The sequence below is a fragment of the Paraburkholderia flagellata genome, from assembly GCF_021390645.1.
Classification (GTDB): domain Bacteria; phylum Pseudomonadota; class Gammaproteobacteria; order Burkholderiales; family Burkholderiaceae; genus Paraburkholderia; species Paraburkholderia flagellata.
The window spans coordinates 778,028-798,563 of sequence record NZ_JAJEJT010000004.1 but is presented as its reverse complement, the minus strand read 5'-3'; the positions used below and the strand labels follow the sequence as shown (position 1 = coordinate 798,563).

At 65.5% G+C, this 20,536-nt stretch carries 17 protein-coding genes; 12 read left to right on the top strand and 5 right to left on the bottom strand.

The genetic code is table 11. The features are described 5' to 3' along the window. Positions 1 to 32: 32 nt before the first annotated feature. The 5 genes from L0U83_RS34230 to L0U83_RS34210 all read left to right on the top strand — a co-directional run bounded on the left by L0U83_RS34230 (position 33) and on the right by L0U83_RS34210 (position 5,102). Entirely contained in the window at positions 33 to 767 is a 735-nt protein-coding gene (locus L0U83_RS34230; protein ID WP_233888583.1) for an ABC transporter substrate-binding protein, read from the top strand. A 488-nt stretch (positions 768 to 1,255) separates the two neighbouring features. Then, positions 1,256 to 2,416 carry a porin gene (locus L0U83_RS34225; RefSeq protein WP_233888582.1) on the top strand — a complete coding sequence of 387 codons (1,161 nt, stop codon included), beginning with the start codon at positions 1,256 to 1,258 and terminating at the stop codon, positions 2,414 to 2,416. A gap of 202 nt (positions 2,417 to 2,618) precedes the next feature. Further along, positions 2,619 to 3,047, top strand: coding sequence for a MarR family winged helix-turn-helix transcriptional regulator (locus L0U83_RS34220; RefSeq protein ID WP_233888581.1), 429 nt, complete (start codon positions 2,619 to 2,621; stop codon positions 3,045 to 3,047). 55 nt (positions 3,048 to 3,102) lie between these two features. After that, positions 3,103 to 4,371, top strand: coding sequence for a M20 family metallopeptidase (locus L0U83_RS34215; RefSeq protein WP_233888580.1), 1,269 nt, complete (start codon positions 3,103 to 3,105; stop codon positions 4,369 to 4,371). A 32-nt stretch (positions 4,372 to 4,403) separates the two neighbouring features. After that, positions 4,404 to 5,102 (top strand): trimeric intracellular cation channel family protein, encoded by a 699-nt coding sequence (locus L0U83_RS34210; RefSeq protein ID WP_233889152.1) that lies wholly within the window; start codon positions 4,404 to 4,406, stop codon positions 5,100 to 5,102. Between the two features lie 2 nt (positions 5,103 to 5,104). Here the strand turns inward: L0U83_RS34210 and L0U83_RS34205 are convergent, their stop codons facing one another. The 5 genes from L0U83_RS34205 to L0U83_RS34185 form a co-directional block, all read right to left on the bottom strand. After that, on the bottom strand, positions 5,105 to 5,656 hold the full coding sequence (locus L0U83_RS34205) for a cysteine hydrolase family protein (protein WP_233888579.1): 552 nt from the start codon (positions 5,654 to 5,656) through the stop codon (positions 5,105 to 5,107). 41 nt (positions 5,657 to 5,697) lie between these two features. Continuing rightward, positions 5,698 to 7,017 (bottom strand): MFS transporter, encoded by a 1,320-nt coding sequence (locus L0U83_RS34200; protein WP_233888578.1) that lies wholly within the window; start codon positions 7,015 to 7,017, stop codon positions 5,698 to 5,700. A 108-nt stretch (positions 7,018 to 7,125) separates the two neighbouring features. Further along, the gene (locus L0U83_RS34195; protein ID WP_233888577.1) at positions 7,126 to 7,506 is read right to left on the bottom strand and encodes a BON domain-containing protein; all 381 of its coding nucleotides are present in this window, start codon (positions 7,504 to 7,506) and stop codon (positions 7,126 to 7,128) included. Positions 7,507 to 7,540: 34 nt separating this feature from the next. Then, complete coding sequence (locus L0U83_RS34190) at positions 7,541 to 8,764, bottom strand: porin (RefSeq protein ID WP_233888576.1); 1,224 nt, start codon at positions 8,762 to 8,764, stop codon at positions 7,541 to 7,543. Between the two features lie 92 nt (positions 8,765 to 8,856). Then, positions 8,857 to 10,047, bottom strand: a complete 1,191-nt coding sequence (locus L0U83_RS34185; protein WP_233888575.1) for a M20 aminoacylase family protein — start codon at positions 10,045 to 10,047, stop codon at positions 8,857 to 8,859. 93 nt (positions 10,048 to 10,140) lie between these two features. Between L0U83_RS34185 and L0U83_RS34180 the strand changes: the two genes are divergently transcribed. The 7 genes from L0U83_RS34180 to L0U83_RS34150 all read left to right on the top strand — a co-directional run bounded on the left by L0U83_RS34180 (position 10,141) and on the right by L0U83_RS34150 (position 20,288). Then, positions 10,141 to 11,115 carry a LysR family transcriptional regulator gene (locus L0U83_RS34180; protein ID WP_233888574.1) on the top strand — a complete coding sequence of 325 codons (975 nt, stop codon included), beginning with the start codon at positions 10,141 to 10,143 and terminating at the stop codon, positions 11,113 to 11,115. A 131-nt stretch (positions 11,116 to 11,246) separates the two neighbouring features. Beyond that, positions 11,247 to 12,539: an MFS transporter gene (locus L0U83_RS34175; protein WP_233888573.1), complete on the top strand. Its 1,293-nt coding sequence runs from the start codon at positions 11,247 to 11,249 to the stop codon at positions 12,537 to 12,539. A gap of 55 nt (positions 12,540 to 12,594) precedes the next feature. Beyond that, entirely contained in the window at positions 12,595 to 14,079 is a 1,485-nt protein-coding gene (locus L0U83_RS34170; protein WP_233888572.1) for a M81 family metallopeptidase, read from the top strand. Positions 14,080 to 14,235: 156 nt separating this feature from the next. Continuing rightward, entirely contained in the window at positions 14,236 to 15,132 is an 897-nt protein-coding gene (locus tag L0U83_RS34165) for a LysR family transcriptional regulator (protein WP_233888571.1), read from the top strand. Between the two features lie 304 nt (positions 15,133 to 15,436). After that, positions 15,437 to 16,540 (top strand): porin, encoded by a 1,104-nt coding sequence (locus L0U83_RS34160; protein ID WP_308445097.1) that lies wholly within the window; start codon positions 15,437 to 15,439, stop codon positions 16,538 to 16,540. A gap of 54 nt (positions 16,541 to 16,594) precedes the next feature. After that, entirely contained in the window at positions 16,595 to 19,111 is a 2,517-nt protein-coding gene (locus tag L0U83_RS34155) for a glucose/quinate/shikimate family membrane-bound PQQ-dependent dehydrogenase (RefSeq protein WP_233888570.1), read from the top strand. A gap of 139 nt (positions 19,112 to 19,250) precedes the next feature. Then, positions 19,251 to 20,288, top strand: a complete 1,038-nt coding sequence (locus L0U83_RS34150; RefSeq protein ID WP_233888569.1) for a porin — start codon at positions 19,251 to 19,253, stop codon at positions 20,286 to 20,288. Positions 20,289 to 20,536 lie beyond the last annotated feature (248 nt).

Below are 20,536 nucleotides of genomic sequence, written 5' to 3'. Positions count from 1 at the left end.
CGAAGGACCCTGATTTTCGTACCGCAATCGACATGAATATCGATCCCACTGTCGTCAAAGCCTTTGCGCCCACGGGCACGTTGCGCGCCGCCATCAACCTCGGCAATCCGATACTCGCGAATCGCGATGCGGCGTCGGGCGAGCCATTCGGTGTTTCCGTCGATCTCGCGCGCGCGTTCGCGCAGCACTTGGGCGTGCCGCTCGAACTCGTGGTGTTCGACGCGGCGGGCAAGTCCGTCGAAGCCGTAAGTGACGAACGCGCGGATTTCGGCTTCTTTGCCGTCGATCCAAAGCGAGGCGAGACGATCGCGTTCACCGCGCCTTATGTGTTGATCGAGGGCTTTTATCTGGTTCGCAACGACTCGCCCGTGCATACCAATGCCGAAGTCGATCAGCCGCATAACCGCGTGGCGGTGGGCAAGGGCAGTGCATATGATCTCTTTCTCACGCGCGAATTGAAGCAGGCAGCGATCGTGCGCGCGCCGACTTCGCCAACCGTCGTGCAGACCTTCCTCGATCAAGGGCTCGAAGTGGCCGCGGGCGTGAAGCAGCAACTCGAAGGCGATGCAGCGAAAGTCGGCGGCTTGCGTTTGCTCGACGAACGCTTCATGGTGATTCGCCAGGCCATGGGCGTCGCGGAGCGCCGCGGTCCGCGGGCCGCCGAAGTGCTTGGCGCGTTTGTCGAAACGATGAAGACGTCGGGATTTGTCGCAGAGGCATTGAAGCGCCATGGAATAGCGGGCGCATCGGTTGCACCGTCTGCTTGAACGAATCACGTCAAGCCAAAGAACAGAGCGCATTAATACAAGAATCAACATGCTCTGAAGGCCGATTTCCGCGGGGATTCTCAATGTGGATAATCGGCCTTTCTCGCCGGGTTTAATGCGCCACTCCGAAAGCATTATGTAATTTTATCGGTGATACTCACGCCCCGCACATTCCTCGACACCCGTCGAGCCTTGCCCAGCGCGGTTGTGCCATTGACGCCACGTCGCTCGAATTTCGACACCATTTTTATTTTCGACACCCTATGATGCGGGTGTTCGATTCGCGCCGCACTCGCCGCACGATTCCCGTTTCGTCATTGCATTATCAACATCGATGAATTGTGCAATTCGCAATAATCGTCGACGGATAGATTTTTGCTTTTGATTCTGCACCGAAATGGAATACGCGAGTATGGAATTGCACGCCGATGGTGCCGGCCGCCTGAATTCGATGCATTGACCCACCGCCCAATCCGGAGCTTGAAAACATGAAAAAATCGCTACTCGCCGCGGCACTCCTGAGCGCCTTCGCCGTTTCGGCGCACGCGCAAAGCAGCGTGACCCTATACGGCCTGTTCGATACCGGTCTCGTCTACACGAACAACCAGTTCGGTCACAGCAACTGGCAACTGAACAGCAGCTCCACGCAGAACACGGTATTCGGCCTCAAGGGTTCGGAAGATCTGGGCGGCGGTCTGCATGCGATCTTCAAGCTCGAACAAGGCTTCCTGCTCAACAACGGCGCGCAGGCGTTCTCGGGTCTGGGCTTCGGTTCGCAAGCCTGGGTCGGCCTGCAAAGCGATCCGTACGGCACGCTCACGTTCGGCCGCCAGTTCGACGTGATGAACGACCTCGTGGGCCCGCTTACGGCAGAATTCAACACGTGGGGCGGCAGCCTCGCGGCTCACCCGTTCGAGAATGACAACCTCGCTGCGAACTCGGTGGTCATCAACAACTCCGTCAAGTACGCGAGCCCGACCTGGTACGGCGTGACGTTCGAGACGATGTACTCGTTCAGCAACAAGGCCGGCGACTTCGCGAACAACCGCTCGTACGGCTTCGCCGTTTCGTATAGCCAGGGCCCGCTGAACCTCGCGGCCGGCTACCTGCAGTTCAACAACGCAGGCAACGGCAGCGGCGCGGTTAACACCAGCGACACGAGCGCAAACTTCGTGGCGGAGCGTCAGCGGGTCTGGTCGCTCGGCGGTAACTACACGTACGGCCCGGCGACGGTGGGTCTGGTCTGGAGCCATTCGCAGATCGACAACGCCGCTGGCGTCTTCTCGTTCGGCACAGGCACCTATCTCGGCGCGAACGACGACTCCGCGGGCTCGCTCGCCGGTTCGCTGCGCCTCGACAACTTCGAAGCGAACGTGAAATATGCGCTCACGCCTGCATGGAGCGTGTCGGGTGCGTACACGTATACGCACGGCGCGTACAACGGCTCGAGCCCGGGCTGGAACACGGCAATGCTGCAAACGGACTACGCCATCAGCAAGCGCACCGACTTCTATCTGGAAGGCGTGTACCAGAACGTGCATGGCGCACCGGAAGGCTCCGTGCTCTCGCACGCCATGATCAACACGCTCTCGCCTTCGTCGACCGATACGCAGGTCGCCGTGACGGTGGGCATGCGTCACGCGTTCTAAGTCACTTCCGCGAGGCTGACTTCGGCGGGCATCTGTCCCGGCCGAACGTTCTTCGCAGCGCGGCGGATCTCCTCTCAAGGGGAGGCCCGCCGCGTTGTCGCATCTGCACCGACTCAATCACGCTTTCCCGATCCAGATAGTTGAAATTTTCAACTATTTGACTATACTGGCGTCCAGTTGGCGCACGGATGGGAGCGCGCATTTGTATTCAGATTTCCTCACCTTCAGGCTCGATCAAACGAGCGCACTGCTGATGGATCGCGCCAACGCGGTCTACCGCGAGCGCTGGGATCTCGACGTGCGTGCCATGCGCGTGCTGCGCATCATCCGTGCCGAACCGGGCATCACGCCCAAGGCCGTTTCGCAGCGCGCGCTCATCGAAAAAACGCTGCTTTCCAAAACGCTCGGCGAACTCGAATCGCGAGGTCTGATCGGCCGCGTCGCGCACGCGGCGGACCGGCGCAGCGTCGCGTTGCGCGTCACGCCCGAGGGCGCGAAAGTGGCGGGTGCCTCCGAAAAAGCGGGCTCGAAGCTCGAATCCGAACTCGCCGCCGTGCTCACCGACCACGAGCGCAAAACGCTCGACCAGTTGCTCGCCAAGTTGGCGCAGAGCCTGATCGAGGGCGCTTGAGGTCGCACCTTTTCCATCTGACGCAGTGATTGAATCAAGCATGAAGGAGTCGTCGATGCCGAATCTCGTTGAAACCGTGGCGCCCACTATTGGCGCACTGCTACCCGAGCTCGAAGCCCTCTACAAGGATCTGCACCAGCATCCTGAACTCTCGATGCAGGAGTTCCGCACGGCGGCGCTCGTAGCGGAGCGCATGGAAAAGCTTGGCTATGACGTTTCCCGCGAAGTGGGCGTGACGGGCGTCGTGGCCGTGCTGCGCAACGGCGAAGGGCCGGTCGTGATGCTGCGTGCCGACATGGACGCGCTACCCATGGCCGAAGCCACCGGCCTGCCGTATGCGAGCACCGTGACGGCCAAAGACGAAGAGGGCGTGCAGGTGGGCGTGGCGCACTCGTGCGGGCACGACCTGCACGTGACCTGGCTCATCGGCGTGGCGCAGTTGATGGCGGCGCATCGCGACGCATGGAGCGGCACGCTGCTCGCCGTGTTCCAGCCCGGCGAAGAAGTGGGACGCGGCGCGCGCAGCATGATGGACGACGGCATGATCGGGCGCTTTCCGAAGCCCGACGTGATTCTCGGCCAGCACGTGATGGTGGGCCCGGCTGGCACCGTGGGCTATCGCAGCGGCACGATCCTCTCGGCGGGCGACAGTCTCAAGGTGAAGCTGTTCGGCCGCGGCTCGCACGGCTCGCAGCCGCAAACCTCGATCGACCCGGTGATCATGGCGGCTTCCACCACGCTGCGTCTGCAGACGATCGTCTCGCGCGAAATCTCGCCGCGCGAGAGCGCCGTGCTCACCGTGGGCTCGCTCCAGGCTGGCACGAAGGAAAACATCATCCCGGACGACGCCACGCTCAAACTCAACATGCGCACCTTCGACGACGACGTGCGTGAGTACATGCTGGGCGCGATCCGCCGCATCTGCTGTGCCGAATGCACGGCCTCGAACGCGCCGCGCGAGCCGGAGTTCACGACGCTTTCGAGCTACCCGCTCACGGTAAACGACGACGCCACCACGGCGCGCCTGCGCAAGGCATTCGAGGCGTGGTTCGGCGAGCGCGCATACGAGACGCAGCCGGCCGCCGCCAGCGAGGACTTCAGCGTGTTCGGCCGCGAATGGGGCGTGCCGTACGCGTTCTGGTTCGTGGGCGGCACCGATCCCGAGGTCTACGCGCAAGCGAAAGCCGCGAAGAAGCTCAACGAGATCCCGAGCAACCACTCGCCGAAGTTCGCGCCGGTGCTCGATCCGACCTTGCGCACCGGCCTCGAAGCGATGCTGTGCGCGGCCGCCGTGTGGCTTGGCCGCGAAAGCGAGGCGGCGTGAGCGTGGCACTCGACGCGCACGTGGGCGCGCATATCAACGTCCACACCGCCTATACGGCACTCGATTTGATCGGCACGTTCGCCTTCGCGATCTCCGGCGCCGTGGCCGCGCGGCAGCGGCGGCTCGACCTGTTCGGCATCGTCGTCGTGAGTTTCATGGTGGCGTGCGGCGGCGGCATCATCCGCGATCTTTGCATTGGCGCGGTGCCGCCAGCGGGCCTCACTAACTGGGCCTATCTCGCAGTGACGTTGCTGGCCACGGGGCTCACCATTGCCGCGTATCCGCAGGTGCGGCGGCTGCGTCACCCCGTACTGTTGTTCGATGCGATCGGTCTCGGACTCTTTGCGGTGGCGGGCGCGCAGAAGGCGCTCGCGTATAGCCAGAACGCGGAGCCGGCCATCATCCTCGGCGTTGTGAGCGCGGTGGGCGGTGGGGTGATGCGCGACATGCTGCTCTCTCGCGTGCCCGCCATTCTCGATCGCGAGATCTACGCTTCGGCTGCGATGCTCGGCGCCGCGGTTCAGGTGGGGCTCACGTATTTGGGCTGGTCGACGTTCTGGACACCGTGGGTGGCCGTGATGTCCTGCGTGGCGTTGCGGCTGGCCTCGCTTTATTTCGGCTGGCGTTTGCCGGTTTTCCACGGCATGCGGGCGGCTCAGCCGCAGCCGGCGCAGGGCAGCGACGCCGCGAAGCTCGCCGGGAAGGCGGATTCGCGGCACGACGCGCGTTAATATCAGCCGTCTTGCGCCGGGGTGCCGAACGTAATTTCGCTGGTGCGCTTAGCGCTGATCTTCGGGCCGAAGCTGCGGATATTCGAAAGCGTCGCGTTGTGGTGCGCGCGGATCGACGCCGCGTTCGCATGCGGCTTGTCGTGGGTGGTGTGGGCGTCGGCGGCGAGCGTGACCGTGAGGCCGTTCGCAGCAGCGCGCCGCACCGTCGTGTCCACGCAGAATTCGCTCGCGTAGCCGCAGATCACGACGTGGTTCACCGCATGCGCGGCGAGCAGGGCGCCCAGACCGGTGCCGAGAAACGAATCGGGCGTGCGCTTGCCGATGAGGTGATCGCCCGGGTCCGTCACAAGCGTGGCCGACAGCGCCCACGCCTCGGACCCGCGAACGAGCGCCGTGTCGTCCTCATGCTGGATCAGCACGACCGGCGCACCCGTTTGCCTTGCGTGCTGCATCAGCGCATTGACGTTGGCGCTGACCATGGCGATGTCGCCGGGCAGCGGTTCGGTGTCGACGAGCTTCTTCTGAAAATCGATTACGAGCAGCGCGGTGGTCATGACGGTCGTCCCTGGAAAACGCTGATTCTAGCGCGTGGCCGTCAGCCCTTCTCCCGAAACAGCGCGACACCCGCGAGACTCACGATCCCGCACACTGCCACATACCACGCCGGCGCATAGAAGCTGCCGGTGGCGCGCCACAGGAATCCCACCACAAGCTGCGCGAAACCGCCAAAAAGCGTCACGCCTACCGCGTAGATGATCCCGAGCGAGGTCGCACGCACTTCGGGCTGCAGCGCTTCCAGAATCATCAGGAACCCTGTTGGACTCGTGAGCGTCATCAGGCCGATCAGCACGACCACGACCACGAGCACCGTAGTGGGAGTGGGCCATAGAGCGATGGCGCGAAACGCCGGGAAGACGAGTGCGAGCGACACGACGCTCGCGCCCGCGAGCAACCGTTTGCGGCGGCTTACGCGGTCTGCGAGCCGCCCTGCGAGCGGCGAGCCCACCAGCAGCACGACGCCTGCCGCCACGCCGCTCGCCGCGGCCGCCGCCTGGGGCATGCCGAGCGTGAGCGAGAGAAAAGCGGGCAGGAAAAACACGATGGTATACATCGTTGCCGTGCCGCCAATCACGAGCATCGTGCCTGCTACGATCTGGCGCAACGGCAACTTCCTGCGCGTGGCTGGCGCGGCGTGTCGCGGCGAAGTCTCGCCGTCACGCGCCTGCGGCAGCGTATCTTCAAGCCGCGTGCGCAGATAAAAGCCAAGCGGCCCGATTGCGAGACCGATGAGAAACGGCACGCGCCAGCCCCAATTTTCGAGCTGTTCATGCGCAAGCGCTTTCGATAGCAGCACCGCGACCGCCGCGCCCGCCAGCGCGGCGCCACCCTGGCTCGCCATCTGCCAGCTCACGAGTGCGCCGCGCCTGCCTTCGCGGCCCGCTTCCATCAGCAGCGTCGTGGCTGCGCCCACTTCGCCGCCTGCCGAGAATCCCTGCAGCAAGCGGCCCAGCACGATCAGCGCGGGCGCGGCGAGGCCGATCTGCGCGTAAGTGGGCGCAAGGCCGATGAGCCCGGTGCCGAGCGCCATCATCAGCACGGTGAGGATGAGCGCGGGCTTGCGCCCCGCTCGGTCGGCATAGGCACCGATGACCACGCCACCGAGCGGGCGGACGACGAAGCCCACGCCGAACGTGGCGAGCGACATCATGAGCGAGCTGAACGCGTCATGCGCCGGAAAGAACAGCCGCCCGATGGTCGCCGAAAAGAAGCTGTACACGGTGAAGTCGAAGAACTCGAGCCCATTGCCGAGCGCCGCGGCGAACACCATCGTGCGGCTGGTGCGTGCGCTCTGGTCTGTCGGTGCAGCGGGGACAGCTTGGGCGGCGAGGGCGGCGCGTTCCTGTGCGAGTTTCATGATGAAGCCTTGTTCCGATGATGAGGCGCTGCGGTAGCAACGTCGTGGTGCTGACGCGCGCGGCACAACACGAATGCCGCGCGTCGTTCATTCACAGGTGAGCAGTCCTTACTGGCTACCCTTGATACCGGCGTTCGAGCGCACTTCGATCTTGCTCGTCACCGACTGCACGCCGCTCACGCTTTGCGCAACCGAGGTGGCGAGCGCGATCTGGCTTTCGCTCGCCACTACGCCGGAGAGCGTGATTGCGCCGTTATGGGCGCGCACGCGGATGAACGTCGATTTGAGCCCTTGCTTGCGTGCGGCGCGCAGTGCGCCGCGCACATTCGCGGCGAGCGCACGGTCTGTGGGCGCAGAAGCAGCCGCGGCGGGTGCGGCAGGCGCGATTTGTGCCGCACTCGCTTCGCTGCCGCCCTGGGCCCAGCTGCTCACGCCCGCGACGGCGAAATAGACTGCGGCCGCGTAGCGCAGCATGGTTCGGTTATTCATGTCTTCTCTCCTGTATTTATGTAGCCTGCGGCCCTTAGAACTTGTGATACATGCCCACGAGCACGACGTGCGGCGACTGGTACGTTTGTGTCGTGCCGTCCGCGCCGGTATAGCTGTTGTTGATGTTGTCCACGGTCGGCTGCTGCGACGGATAGCGGCCGTACGTCGGCGTCTCGCCCGTGTTGTGGATGAGCGCGCCGCGCACATAGAGCGCCGTGCGTTTGGAGAGGTTGTAGTCGTAGCCGAGCGTAATGCCGTACGAATTCGAGCTAACCCCGGCCACGGTGCGATACGCCAGTTCCACGCGGAAGTCGTTGCGCTGCTGATATCGGTAAAGGCCACCGAGCGTATAGAGCGAGGCCACGCGGTCGCCGGCCAGACGCGGCGCGAGGAAGCTATAGCCCGCCGAGACCACGTAGTGCCCGGCGTCGTAGAGCAGGCCCGCGGCGAAGTTGTCGGTGCGCACGTATTGCGAAGTCGTGAGCGCGTTGAGGCCATAGTTGCCGATATAGCTCAGCGCACCGAACAGATGACCGTCGAAGTAGTTGAGGGCGACGGACTTCGTCGTGATGGTCGGCGAGTTCGTGCTGGGGTCGTGCAGCGCAAGCGCGAACTGCGCGTTGAGCGGCCCGAACCACGGTGAGGAATAGCTGATCGCGTTCGAAAGCCGGCTTGCCTGATAGCTCGCGCCGGGGCCGAGATCGTAGACCCATGCCGTGAGGTAGGCCACCGTCGAGACCGTGCCCACCTGGCCGAACACGTCGATGAAGAGCGGCACGCCGACATCGTCCTGCAGGCCGAGCTTGAGCTCGCCGGTCCTCGACGAGCCGAGGGCAACCCAGGCTTCGCGGTTGAACAGCGTATTCGTGCTGCCGAGCTGGCCGTTCGCGGCATTGAAGCCGCTCTCGAGGGCAAAGCGCGCCCGGTAACCGCCGCCCAGGTCTTCCACGCCGTAGAGGCCGAACTTCGACGTCCATTCGCCGCTGCTTTGCTGCACCCAGGACGTTTGCGCGCCCTTGGTGAAGCCCACCGACTGGTCCACCACGCCATATAGATAAATGCCCGGCGTGTAGGCGCTGCTCACCGCGTATGGCACGCCCTGGAAATAGTCTTCTAGGAACAGGTTCGATGCCTGTGCGAGCGCCGCGTGCGAAGCGCCGCCGAGTGCGGCGGCGCAGGCGGCTAGCCGCGCGGCTCGGGCCATGCGCGAAAGACCGGCACCCCGGCGCGGATAAGGCGTGATGCTGCTTGCTGACATTTATAAGCTCTTTAGGTTGGTCAGAAACTGCGGGGAAGGGCGGCGCGCGCGGGCGAGAAGCGGGTGCGCAAAGCCGCCGGAAAACGCCTCGGTCAAACGTCGCGCAGATAGCGCTCGGCGAGGGTGACGAACCACGCAGCTCCCCATACGAGCGCGGCGTCGTTGAAGTCGTAGCCCGGGTTGTGGACGCTGCAACCGCCCACGCTTCCCACGCCGTTGCCAAGCAGTACATAGCAACCGGGCAGCTTCTCGGTCATCCACGAGAAGTCTTCGCTGCCCATGACGGCGTCGGGCATCATCGTGAGGCCTCCCTTGCCGACGATCGCCTCGATGGCGTCGATCGCATGCTCGGTGGCGTTGCGCTCGTTCACGAGCGGCCGCGAGATCGCGCGATAGTCGACGCTGGCCGTCGCGCCAAACGACTGCGCCTGGTGCTCCGCGATGGCGCGGATGCGCGCTTCGAGCATGTCGCGCGTTTCGCTGTCGAGCGCACGCACGGACAGCTGCAGCGTCGCGCTTTCGGGGATCACGTTGCCGGCCTTGCCGGAATGAATCGCGCCCACCGTGACCACGGCCGCACGCGTGGGCTCCACGTTGCGCGAAACGATGGTCTGCAGCGCCATCACGATGCTTGCGGCCGCAACGATCGGATCGCACCCTTGCTGCGGCATCGCGCCGTGCGCGCCGCGCCCGGTCACGGTAATCGTCACCGTGTCGGAAGAGGCCAGCATGCAGCCGTGGCGCACCGCGAAGTGGCCCACGGGCAGGCCCGGCGCGTTGTGGAGCGCGAACACCTGATCGCACGGGAAGCGCTCGAACAGCCCCTCGGCGATCATGCGCGAGGCACCGCCGAGGCCTTCCTCGGCGGGTTGGAAGATCACGTTGAGCGTGCCGTCGAAGTCGCCTTGCGTTGCGAGGTGGTGGGCCGCCGCGAGCAGCGTGGCCGTGTGGCCGTCGTGGCCGCACGCGTGCATCGTCTGTGCGACGGTGCTCGCGTAGGGCAGGCCCGTGGTCTCCTGAATCGGCAGCGCATCCATGTCGGCGCGCAGGCCGATCGCACGCGTGCCGCTGCCACGCTTCAAGCACCCCACGACGCCCGTGCCGCCAATCCCGGTCGTGACGTCATAGCCCCACTGCGCGAGCTTTTGCGCGACGACGCGCGCGGTGCGCGACTCCTCGAATCCCAGTTCGGGATGCGCGTGAATGTCGTGGCGAATCGTGATGAATTGCGGCTCATGCTCGCGAAGCGCCGCGAGCAAGGCCGTGCTGGTGTCCTGCGTCATGTGAAGAGTCCCCGAAGTGGCCGCCCGGTATGCGGCGGCCTTCGAGGACAGAGCCTAAGGACGATCGGTCGAAATAAAAAAGCAAAAATTGGCATGCCGATAACCAATGGTAATATCCACCGCATCATGAAAATTCATCAGCTTCGGGCTCTTGTCGAAATTGCGGCGACCGGCAGCCTCAACGGCGCGGCGCGGCGGTTGCACGTCACGCAGCCGGCCATCACGAAAGCGCTGCGCGAGCTGGAGGACGAGTGCGGCGTGCGTCTGCTGGAGCGCAACCCGTGGGGCGTCGTGCCGACGGCCGAGGGCGCGGCGCTACTCCAGCGCGCCCGCACCGTGGTGCGCGAGCTCGAGCGCGCCGAGGAGGACCTCGCGCACCTCAAGGGCCGGCGTGACGGCAAGCTCGTGATCGGGGTCACGCCCATTGCGGGCACCGGCGGCCTTGCCGACGCCTTCGTCGCGTTCCGCCGCCACTGGCCGCTCGTGACGATCGAGTTCCGCGAGCTGGGCATCAACCAGTTGCGCGAGCAACTACGTAACCGCACGCTCGACCTCGCGTTCGCGGCCTTTCCGGTGAATCCCGGTGACGACATCGGCACGGTGAAAGAACTCTTCGAGTACGACTCGGTGTTCATCACGCGCGCCAACGGCGTTTTCGCCCAGGCGACGACGTTGGCCGAATTGCAGCAGGCCGAGTGGATCCACACCGACGTCACTGATCTCTACCCGAACATGTTGCGCGCGATGTTCGAGCGCGCCGGGCTGGAGCCGCCGCGGCGCGTCACGCGTTGCACGTCGTACGCGCTTTTCTACGGCCTTACGCTCCTCTCCGACGCCGTGTTCGCGTGGACGCGGCATTCGCTTCAAGAGACGGAACTGGGCCGCTCGTTCGTCGAGCTGGCGCTGCCCGATCGACCGCCGCCGCTGCGGCTCTATCTGTTCTCGCCGCCCGAGGCGCAACTCACGCGGGCCGCCGAATCCTTCGTCGACTGCATCGACAAGGTGCTGACCGAGCGCCGCGAAGTAGCCTCGACGGGGCATTCACGCGAGGCATCAACTCGCGGTTGAGCCCCCGCAACTGAAGTCGCTACTCGGCGGCTTTCTGCGCGGCTATCGTTGATTTTCCAAACCGGATTTCCAACGATCACGCCAGAGCCGGTGGCGCCGCACGCGTGGCGCCACGGGCATGGGACCCGCCCATGACGCCCTCCGCTTCGCAGTCCTTGCCTGCCGACCCGGCAGCGCCTTCGTCCACCTCTTCGAATACAGTTTCGCGCCGCCGCCAGTTCGTGGTGCTTGGCGCGCTGTTCGCCGCGTGGTCGGTGGCCTATACCGACCGCATCGTGATAGGCACCGCGATCATCCCCATCTCGCACGAGCTTGGCTTGAGCGATGCCGCGAAGGGCTACGTGCTCGGCGCGTTCTACGCGACTTACGCGCTCATGCAACTGGGCGGCGGCTGGCTTGCCGACCGCCTCGGCGCGCGCCGCGTGCTGGTGGGGTGTCTCGCGCTCTGGTCGCTGTTCACCGCGTTCACGGGCGCAGCCTGGTCGCTCGCCTCACTGCTCGCGTTCCGGCTGTTGTTCGGCGTGGGCGAGGGCAGCTTCGCGCCCGCCAGCTCCAGTGCGATCGTCCAGACGTTCCCGCTGCGCGTGCGCGCCCGCGTGCAGGCGCTCATGTGCAGCACCGTGTTCCTGGGCGGCGCCGTGGGCGCGGCGGTGGTGGGCTGGACGATTTCACGCTTCGGCTGGCGGCAGACCTTCGTGCTGCTCGGTTTGCTCGGCGCGTGCGTGGCCGTCGTACTGCTCGTGGTGCCGGGGCGGCGCGCGGCAACGCAAGACGCGGCTGCGGGCGAAGAGGCCGATACGCCCGAGCCTCACGTGCGTTGGCGCGAAATTGCGCGCACGCCGCTCGTCTGGCGCGTGGCACTCACCTGGTTCGGCGCGTGCGTGCTCGCGCTCGGCCTGCAGGCGTGGCTGCCCACCTGGATCATGCGCACGCGCGGCATCGACGTCGTGCACATCGGGCTGATCTCGGCCGTGCCGTTGCTCGCCAGCTTCATCGGCACCAATTTCGCGGGGCATTTCATCGACCGCTCGCCGCTGACGCGGCTGCGCTGGCTGCTGGCCGGCGGTGCGCTCGCCAGCGCCGGGTTCGCCGCGCTCATGCCGTTCGTCGCCTCGCTGAGCGCGTTGATTGCCTGCTGGACGCTGTGCATGCTCGCCTTCGATCTTGTCTACGCCAGCGTGTTTGCCATTCCGCTCAAGTGCTTTCCGGCGAGCACGGCCGGGCGCACGACGGGCCTCATCAATTTCGCGGGCCAGCTTGCGGGCGCGATTTCACCCGTCGTGGTCGGCCGCCTCGTGGGCGGCGCGCAGGGCTCGGGCTGGCTGGGCGCCTTCGCGTTCCTCACGGGCGGCGCGCTGCTCGCCTTCGTCATTGCGCTGGGCTGCAACTTTCGCGCGCGCGGAGGCGCGCCGGGCGCGGCCTGAATACATCGCCGATTCCGCTGTTCTTTACGTTCCATCTTCATTCGCGAGTCTTGCCATGAAATGCTTTGTCGCCGGTCTGCTCACAGAGACCAATGCGTTCGTCAACCTGCCCACGAGCCTCGAAATGTTCATGCGCGGGCATCTGCCGCCGGGCGAGTGTCCGATGGGCGAGGCGCCCATCGTCGGCGCAGAGCTCATGTGGAGTGCGAAACGTCGCGCGGCGAAGGGCGAGTTCGAACTCGTGGAGGGCAGTTGCTTTCGTGCGACGCCCGCTGGTCTCACGAGCCGCGAAGCCTACGAGACACTGCGCGAGCGCATTCTCGACGAGTTGCGCGCCGCGCTGCCCGTGGACGCCGTGCTGCTCGGCCTGCATGGCGGCATGATCGCGTTCGGCTATCCCGATCCCGAAGGCGACCTGATCGCGCGCGTGCGCGAGATCGTCGGACGGGACTGTGTGATCGGCGTGGAGTTCGATCCGCACTGCATCGTGAACGACATGCGTCTCGACAACAGCGACGTGATCGTGCTGTACAAGGAGTACCCGCACACGGACATGGTCGAGCAGGCCGAGCGCCTCGTCGATCTCGTGACGAACATGGTGCGCGGTGCACCGCGTCCCACGGCCTCGCTCTATGACTGCCGCCAGATCGATTCGTATCCGACCACGGCGCCTGGCATGCGCGCGCTGGTGGACCGCGCGAAGGCGATCGAGGCCGATCCCGCCTCGGGCATCGTGTCGATCTCGATTGTGCATGGCTTCATTTACGGCGACTCACCGGACCTGAGCACACGCGTGCTCGTCTATGCCGACGACAAGGCGCGCGGCGAGACGCTCGCGCGCGAATTGGGCGAAGCATTGGTCGCGCTGCGCGGGCAGACGGCTTCGCCGCTCCTTGCCATCGATGCGGCCATCGACGCGGGCCTCGCCGCCGCGGCGAACGGCAAATCGGGTCCCGTTGTGATCGCCGACCCCACCGACAACGCCGGCGGCGGCGCGCCTTCCGACAACACGGACGTGCTGGCACGCCTGATCGAGCGCGGTCTGGAGAACGTCGCGACCGGGCCGATCTGGGACCCGGGCGCGGTCCAATTGTGCTTCGACGCAGGGCTTGGCGCGGTGCTGCCGCTGCGCATCGGCGGCAAGGTCGCGCGCACTTCCGGGCAGCCAGTGGACGGCGTAGCCGAAGTCATTGGCCTGAAGCGCGGCGCGTGGCAGCGCTTCGGCACGAGCCGCGTGGAGTGCGGCGACGCGGCGGCGGTACGCATAGGCGGCGTGGAAATCGTGCTTTCTACCCAGCGCGCCCAGGCGTTCAGCCTCGAAGCGTTCGAGCAGGTGGGCATCGACCCGCGCGAGAAGCGCATGGTCTTCGTGAAGTCCGTCAATCACTTTCACGCGCATTTCGCGCCCATTGCGAGCCAGGTGCTCTACGTGGATGGCGGCGGCCCACTGCAGCGCAACTATTCGAAGATCGCCTGGAAGAACGTGCGCCGGCCGCTGTGGCCTGTCGATGCCGACGCGGCGCCGATGCTGATCCGCTGATCCGCTGATCCGGCGCACACCGATGCTCGGACAGGAGCCGGGGCAAGAGCGAGTCGCACTTATGGCAGACTTTGGCGCGCAATCACGCGCATGCGCCTTCCGCCAACGAAATCGCGGAGAGGAGGCGCGCTCCTTCGGCCTTCACGTTACGCACTCATGAAGCAGCATCAGCTCCACGCCTTCCTCGCGCTCGCGGCGGGCGGCAGCCTCACACGCGCGGCCAGTGCGCTCAATCGCACCACGGCGGCCATCTCCAAGTCGATCCGCGAACTGGAGAGCGAGTTCGAAGTGCAGCTCTTCGAGCGCACGCCGCACGGCATGTCGCTTTCGGCGGGCGGGCGCGCGTTCTTGCCGCGCGCGCAGGCCGTCAGCGCCGAGATGACGCGCGCCCACGAAGAATTGGGCGCCTTGCGCGGGCAGCACGCGGGGCATCTGCGCATCGGCCTTACGCCGGCCGTTTCCGTGCTGATCGCCCCGGACCTCGTGGCGCGCTTCATGCAGCAGCATCCCGCCGTGCGCGTGGAGCTATACGAATACCAGCGCGAGCAGATGATGCATCGTCTCGACGACGGCACGCTCGACGTCGCCCTGCACGCGCAACCGTCGTTCGCCGACACGCAACCGGACAGCCGCTCGCAACTCGTATTCGAAACATCGTTCGCGCTCGTCACGGCGCGCGGCGGGCGCTACGCGCAGGCTCGCGCGCTCGGCGATCTGCAGGACGCGCTATGGATCTATACCGATCCGAACGGTGCGCAGCAGCGCTTCGTGAATCGCGTGTTCGTCGATGCGGGGCTCGACGCGCCGTCGCGCACGCTCATGTGCACGGCTTCGGTGCCAGGCGTGGCGCTCGCGGTAAAGATGGATGCGCTCATGCTCGTCGCGCGGCCGATACTGCGCACGCGCACCGAGCTCGTGGCGTTGCCGCTTTTTCCGGTCTTGCCGGAACTGCGCGTGTGGTGCACCGTGCGCCACGCGGCGACCGCGCCCGCGCAAGTCGGGGCGTTTCTCGAGGAAGCCTTGCGCTGGCAGGCGCGCGATACATCCGACTGAAATCGCAATGCAATCGCACTGAACTTCGTACCGAACTGCGTGCAGGGCGCTCGCCCAGGCATGTGTCGCGCATGGTGCGGCGCGGCACGCGATCTGCTCCGCGCCACCGGCGCCGTCGCGCGCGTGCAACTGTGCGCGGTTTGCCGTCCAGCCAAAATACGGGATTCTTCACCACGCGCTATGCTTTTTAGTGCGCGATGTGTCCGGCATGGCCCCGGGCGCGCCGGCTTGTCTGCACGTTAAACCACGTTATCCGCCCCGGCATGGACCGGATCAAGAAAGAAGACTCCACAAGGGAGCCAACGTGAAAACGACTCTGGGCGCAGTGGTGCTGCTCGCCGCCAGTTCGGCCGCGTGCGCACAATCGAGTGTCACGATGTATGGCCGCGTGGATGGCGGTATCGAATACCTCAATCACATCGCGAACGGCAACGGCGGCAGTTCGAGCCGCTGGAGCGCCGAAGGCGGCGACTGGGGCACCAGCATGTGGGGCCTCAAGGGCACCGAGGATCTGGGCGGCGGGAGCGCCGCGATATTCAACCTCGAAACCGCGGTGCAGATCATGAACGGCACCACGGGCGGCGGCCGGCTCTGGTCGCGTCGCGCGTATGTGGGCTTGAAGAACGACACGTGGGGCCAACTGCAAGCCGGCCGTAATCTCTTCATCGACAGCGACGGCGTGTGGGCATACGATCCGTTCGTGCAGCAGGCGGTGTCGTCGGCCTCGCTCGTGCGCGGGCGCAACTGGCAGCAGACGAGCAACAACGTCGAATATCACAGCCCGGTGTGGAACGGACTCGACGTGCAGGGACAGTATTCGTTCGGCAACCAGCCGGGCAACTTCAATGCCGGCGCCGAAGGCGAGTTTGGCCGCTCGGACGGCATCATGCTCTCGTACCACTCGACGCTTTTCGACCTCCGCGGCATCTACGACGAACTGCGCGATTCGAGCGGGCGCTTCTCCAACATCTTCACGGCCTCGCGCGAATACTTCGTGGGCGGCAACCTGCGCGTGCAGAAGTTCAAGATCCAGGCCGCGTACACGCATTACTCGGCGCCGGATTCGCCGCCCGGCATTTCCGATACCGCCGACCATTACTGGCTCGGCGCCACCTACCAGGCCACGCCGAAGTGGGCCGTGACGGCCGCCGGTTTCTATATTCACGTAGGCGAGGGCGGCGGCGACGCCTCGCACGACCCTGCGAGCCACGCCATGCTCTATGCGCTCGGCACCACGTATAACCTGAGCGCGCGCACGTTCCTGTATGGCACGGTCGCCTATGTCAACAACAGCAAGAACGGCACGTTCTCCGTATTCGCCACGCCGCGCGACTCCAGCACGCCGACCAGCCCCATGGCCGGCCAATCGCAAACGGGCGCTTACGTCGGGATGATGCACGTGTTCTGACGCCACGTTTTTTCCCGCCATCGCAGACGGCATTCTTCGAGGAAGGTTGAGATCATGGCCAGACTATCGAAACCGCTGGGCTTCATCGGAGTCATCTCCGTGCTGTTCACCTTGCTCACGGCGGTCTACCTGCTAGCTGGCGGCGCGTGGCTCATTTCGCTCGGCGGCTCGCCGTATTACGTCGTGACGGGCGTGCTGTTGCTTATCTTCGCGTGGCTGCTGTGGCGCGCGAGTCCCCTGGCGTTCGTGGTCTACGCGATCGTGTTGATCGGCACGGCGATATGGGGGCTCTGGGAGTCGGGGCCGGACTTCTGGGCGCTCGTGCCGCGCTCGGGCGTGCTGGTGGTGTTCGGCATCTGGCTGCTCGTGCTCATGAGTTGGCACCTGGAGCGCCCGCGCCAGTTCGGCGTGCTTTCGCTCGTGGTCGGGCTGCTCGTGTGGGGCGGCGTGCTCGTGTATGCGCACTTCAACGATCCGCAGCAGATCAACGGCTCGCTCGCGGCAGTGAGGACCACGCCCGCGCCGAACGTCGATGGCATCGAACCATCTGAATGGCCCGCTTATGGACGCGATCAGCAAGGCACGCGCTATTCGCCGCTGCAGCAGATCACGCCCGACAACGTCCACAATCTCGAGGTGGCCTGGACCTTCCGCACCGGCGACACGAAGGGCCCCAACGATCCGGTCGAGATCACCAACGAAGTCACGCCGATCAAGATCGGCGATCTGCTTTACCTGTGCTCGCCGCACCAGATCCTGTTCGCGCTCGACGCGCAAACGGGCGAGCTCAAATGGAAATTCGATCCGAAGCTTCAGGCCGATCCCTCGTTCCAGCACGTGACTTGCCGGGGCGTGTCGTTCGTGGATCTTTCGGCGAGCGCGAGTGCAAGTGGCGCGACGGCACCGACGCCCGTGGCCGCATCGGATGCCCCGGCGGCTTCGGGAACCGAAGCGGCTGCGCCTGCAAGCGACGCCGCGTCGGCGACTGAAGCCGCCGCGTCGGCGAGCGAAGCCACGGCCGCCGCAACGCCTGCCGCCGCGAGCGGCACCTGCACGAAGCGCATCCTGCTGCCCGTGAACGACGGCCATCTCTACGCACTCGACGCGCTCACGGGCGAGCGCTGCGCGGGCTTCGCCAACAACGGCGACCTCGACTTGCAGCACGCCATGCCGGTCACGACGCCGGGCATGTACGAGCCCACCTCGCCACCCATCGTCACGAGCAAGGTGATCGTCGTGGCGGGCGCCGTGGAAGACAACTTTTCGACGCGCGAACCTTCGGGCGTGATTCGCGGCTTCGACGTGCGCACGGGCGAGCTGCTGTGGGCGTTCGATCCGGGCGCGGCGGACCCGAACAAGATTCCGGGCCCAGGCGAGCACTACGTGTGGAATTCGCCGAACTCCTGGGCGCCGGCCGCCTACGATGCGAAGCTCGACATCGTTTATCTGCCAATGGGCGTGAAGACGCCGGACATCTGGGGTGGCGACCGCACGCCCGACCTGGAGCGTTACGCAACGGGCCTGCTCGCGCTGCACGCCTCCACCGGCAAGCTCGCCTGGTTCTACCAGACCGTGCACCACGACCTGTGGGACATGGACCAGCCCTCGCAGCCCACGCTCGCCGACATCACCGACAAGGACGGCAAGACCGTGCCGGTGGTGTACGCCCCAGCGAAGACGGGCAACCTGTTCGTGCTTGACCGCCGCACGGGCGAGCTTGTCGTGCCCGCGCCCGAAATGCCGGTGCCGCAGGGCGCGGCGCCGGGCGACCACGTCTCGCCTACGCAGCCGTTCTCGCAGCTCACGTTCCGGCCGTCGAAGGACCTCACCGACGCCGACATGTGGGGCGCCACGATGTACGATCAGCTCATCTGCCGCGTGATGTTCCACCAGCTGCGCTATGAAGGCACGTTCACTCCGCCGTCGCTGCAAGGCTCGCTCATCTTCCCGGGCAACCTCGGGATGTTCGAGTGGGGCGGCCTCGCCATCGACACCGATCGGCAGATCGCCGTGGCGAACCCCATCGCGCTGCCGTTCGTCTCGCGGCTCATTCCGCGCGGGCCGGGCAATCCGATCGAGCCGCAGCCGGGTGCGAAGGGCAGCGGCACGGAAGCGGGCATTCAGCCGCAATACGGCGTGCCTTACGGCGTGACGCTCAATCCGTTCATGTCGCCGCTGGGGCTGCCGTGCAAGCAGCCGGCATGGGGTTATATCTCCGCCGTCGACCTCAAGACCAACCAGATCGTCTGGAAAAAGCGCATCGGCACGACGCGTGACAGCTCGCGGATTCCGGTGGCCTTCCGCACGGGCATGCCGATGCTCGGCGGCCCGATGGTGACGGCGGGCGGTGTGATCTTCATCGGTGCGACAGCGGACAACTACATCCGCGCCTTCGACGTGAACAACGGCAACCGGCTCTGGCAAGCACGGCTGCCCGCGGGCGGTCAGGCCACGCCGATGACGTACGCGGTCGGCGACCGCCAGTTCGTCGTGATCGCGGCGGGCGGCCACGGGTCGTTCGGCACGAAGCTGGGCGACTACGTGATTGCCTACGCACTGCCGAAGCAATGAGTCATGCGCGAGTCGCCCGGAAGGACCGGGCGGCCGCGGCTTGCGGGCTTTCCAGTCGGCGGCAGGGGCTCGCACTGCGCCTGCCGTTTCTCATGCAGCATGCGACGCACCGCTCGTGCGCCTCACCCGTTTTTCCTACATGAATCGAACATTGCGCGCGGCGCACGCCTGGGCGGTGGTGTCTGCGGCAACCGTCGCCACGTTGCACACGATAAGCGCACACGCGCAAAGCTCGGTCACGCTGTACGGGACGCTTGACACGAGCATCGAGGTGACGAACCCGGGCGCGGGCTGGGTCGCGCGCATGGACTCCGGCGCGTATCGCGGATCGCGCTTCGGGCTGCGCGGCGTGGAAGATATCGGCAACGGCATCAAGATCCTGTTCGAGCTGGAAAACGGCTTCGGGTCCAACGACGGCACCTTTGCCGTGGCCAACACGATCTTCAATCGCCAGGCGTGGATTGGCCTCGGCACGCAGTGGGGCACGATGCGAGTGGGGCGGCAATACTCGCCGATCTACATCCCGTTCAAGGGACAACTCGACGCGTTCGGCGCGGGCACCATCGCTTCGGGCCTGAACAATCTTTCGAAGATCACGCCCTACGAATCCAACGCGATCACTTATCTATCGCCCGATTTCTACGGCTTCTCGACCACGCTGATGGCCTCGCTGCGCGACCCCTCCACCGGCAGCAACGGACTTGCCGGCAACATCGAAACCTTCGAGTGGCGGCACGGGCCGTTTCGCATTTCGTACGCGCATCAACAGCAAAACGGCGACGGTGCGCTGCGAGCCAATCTGGGTGGCATGTCGTACGTTCTCGGGCCGGTGACAGGCTTTTTTGCGTATTTCAACGGCGATGGCGGCACGCCGCGCAACCACAACAACGGCTTCTCGGTCTCGGCGCGCTACGCGATCACCGCGCAATTTCGCGCTTCGCTGGGCTATGCGTGGGTGCACGATCTGTCGGGCGCCGGCAACGACGCCGACCAGTTCAGCGCCGCGTGCGAGTACGACCTCTCGAAGCGCGTGCTGCTCTACGCGAGCGCAGGGTGGCTGCACAATCACAACGACGCGACCTTCACGCTGCGCGGCGTAAACGTCACTGGCCTGCCGCCGTCCTGGCCCGGCGCGCCTGTGCGCGGCGTGCAGTTTGGCATGATCGACCGCTTTTAAAGGGCTTTTCTTGTAGATCGATCCGCTGGCGGCGCACTGCGGCATCAATGCGCAATGCGAACCGCAGAGGCGCGCCGCGTGGCGCATCGCCAACAATTCGGCTGGACTATCGCTTGTGCCGGGCATCTCTCGTTGTTATCATGCGCCTTCCATTCCTGCATACCGGACTCCAGCCAAAGTGGACAACTAAGCTTTCCCCAAAAATGTTTTCGCGCCAGCGTCGAATACGCCGCGCGAGAGGTTACATA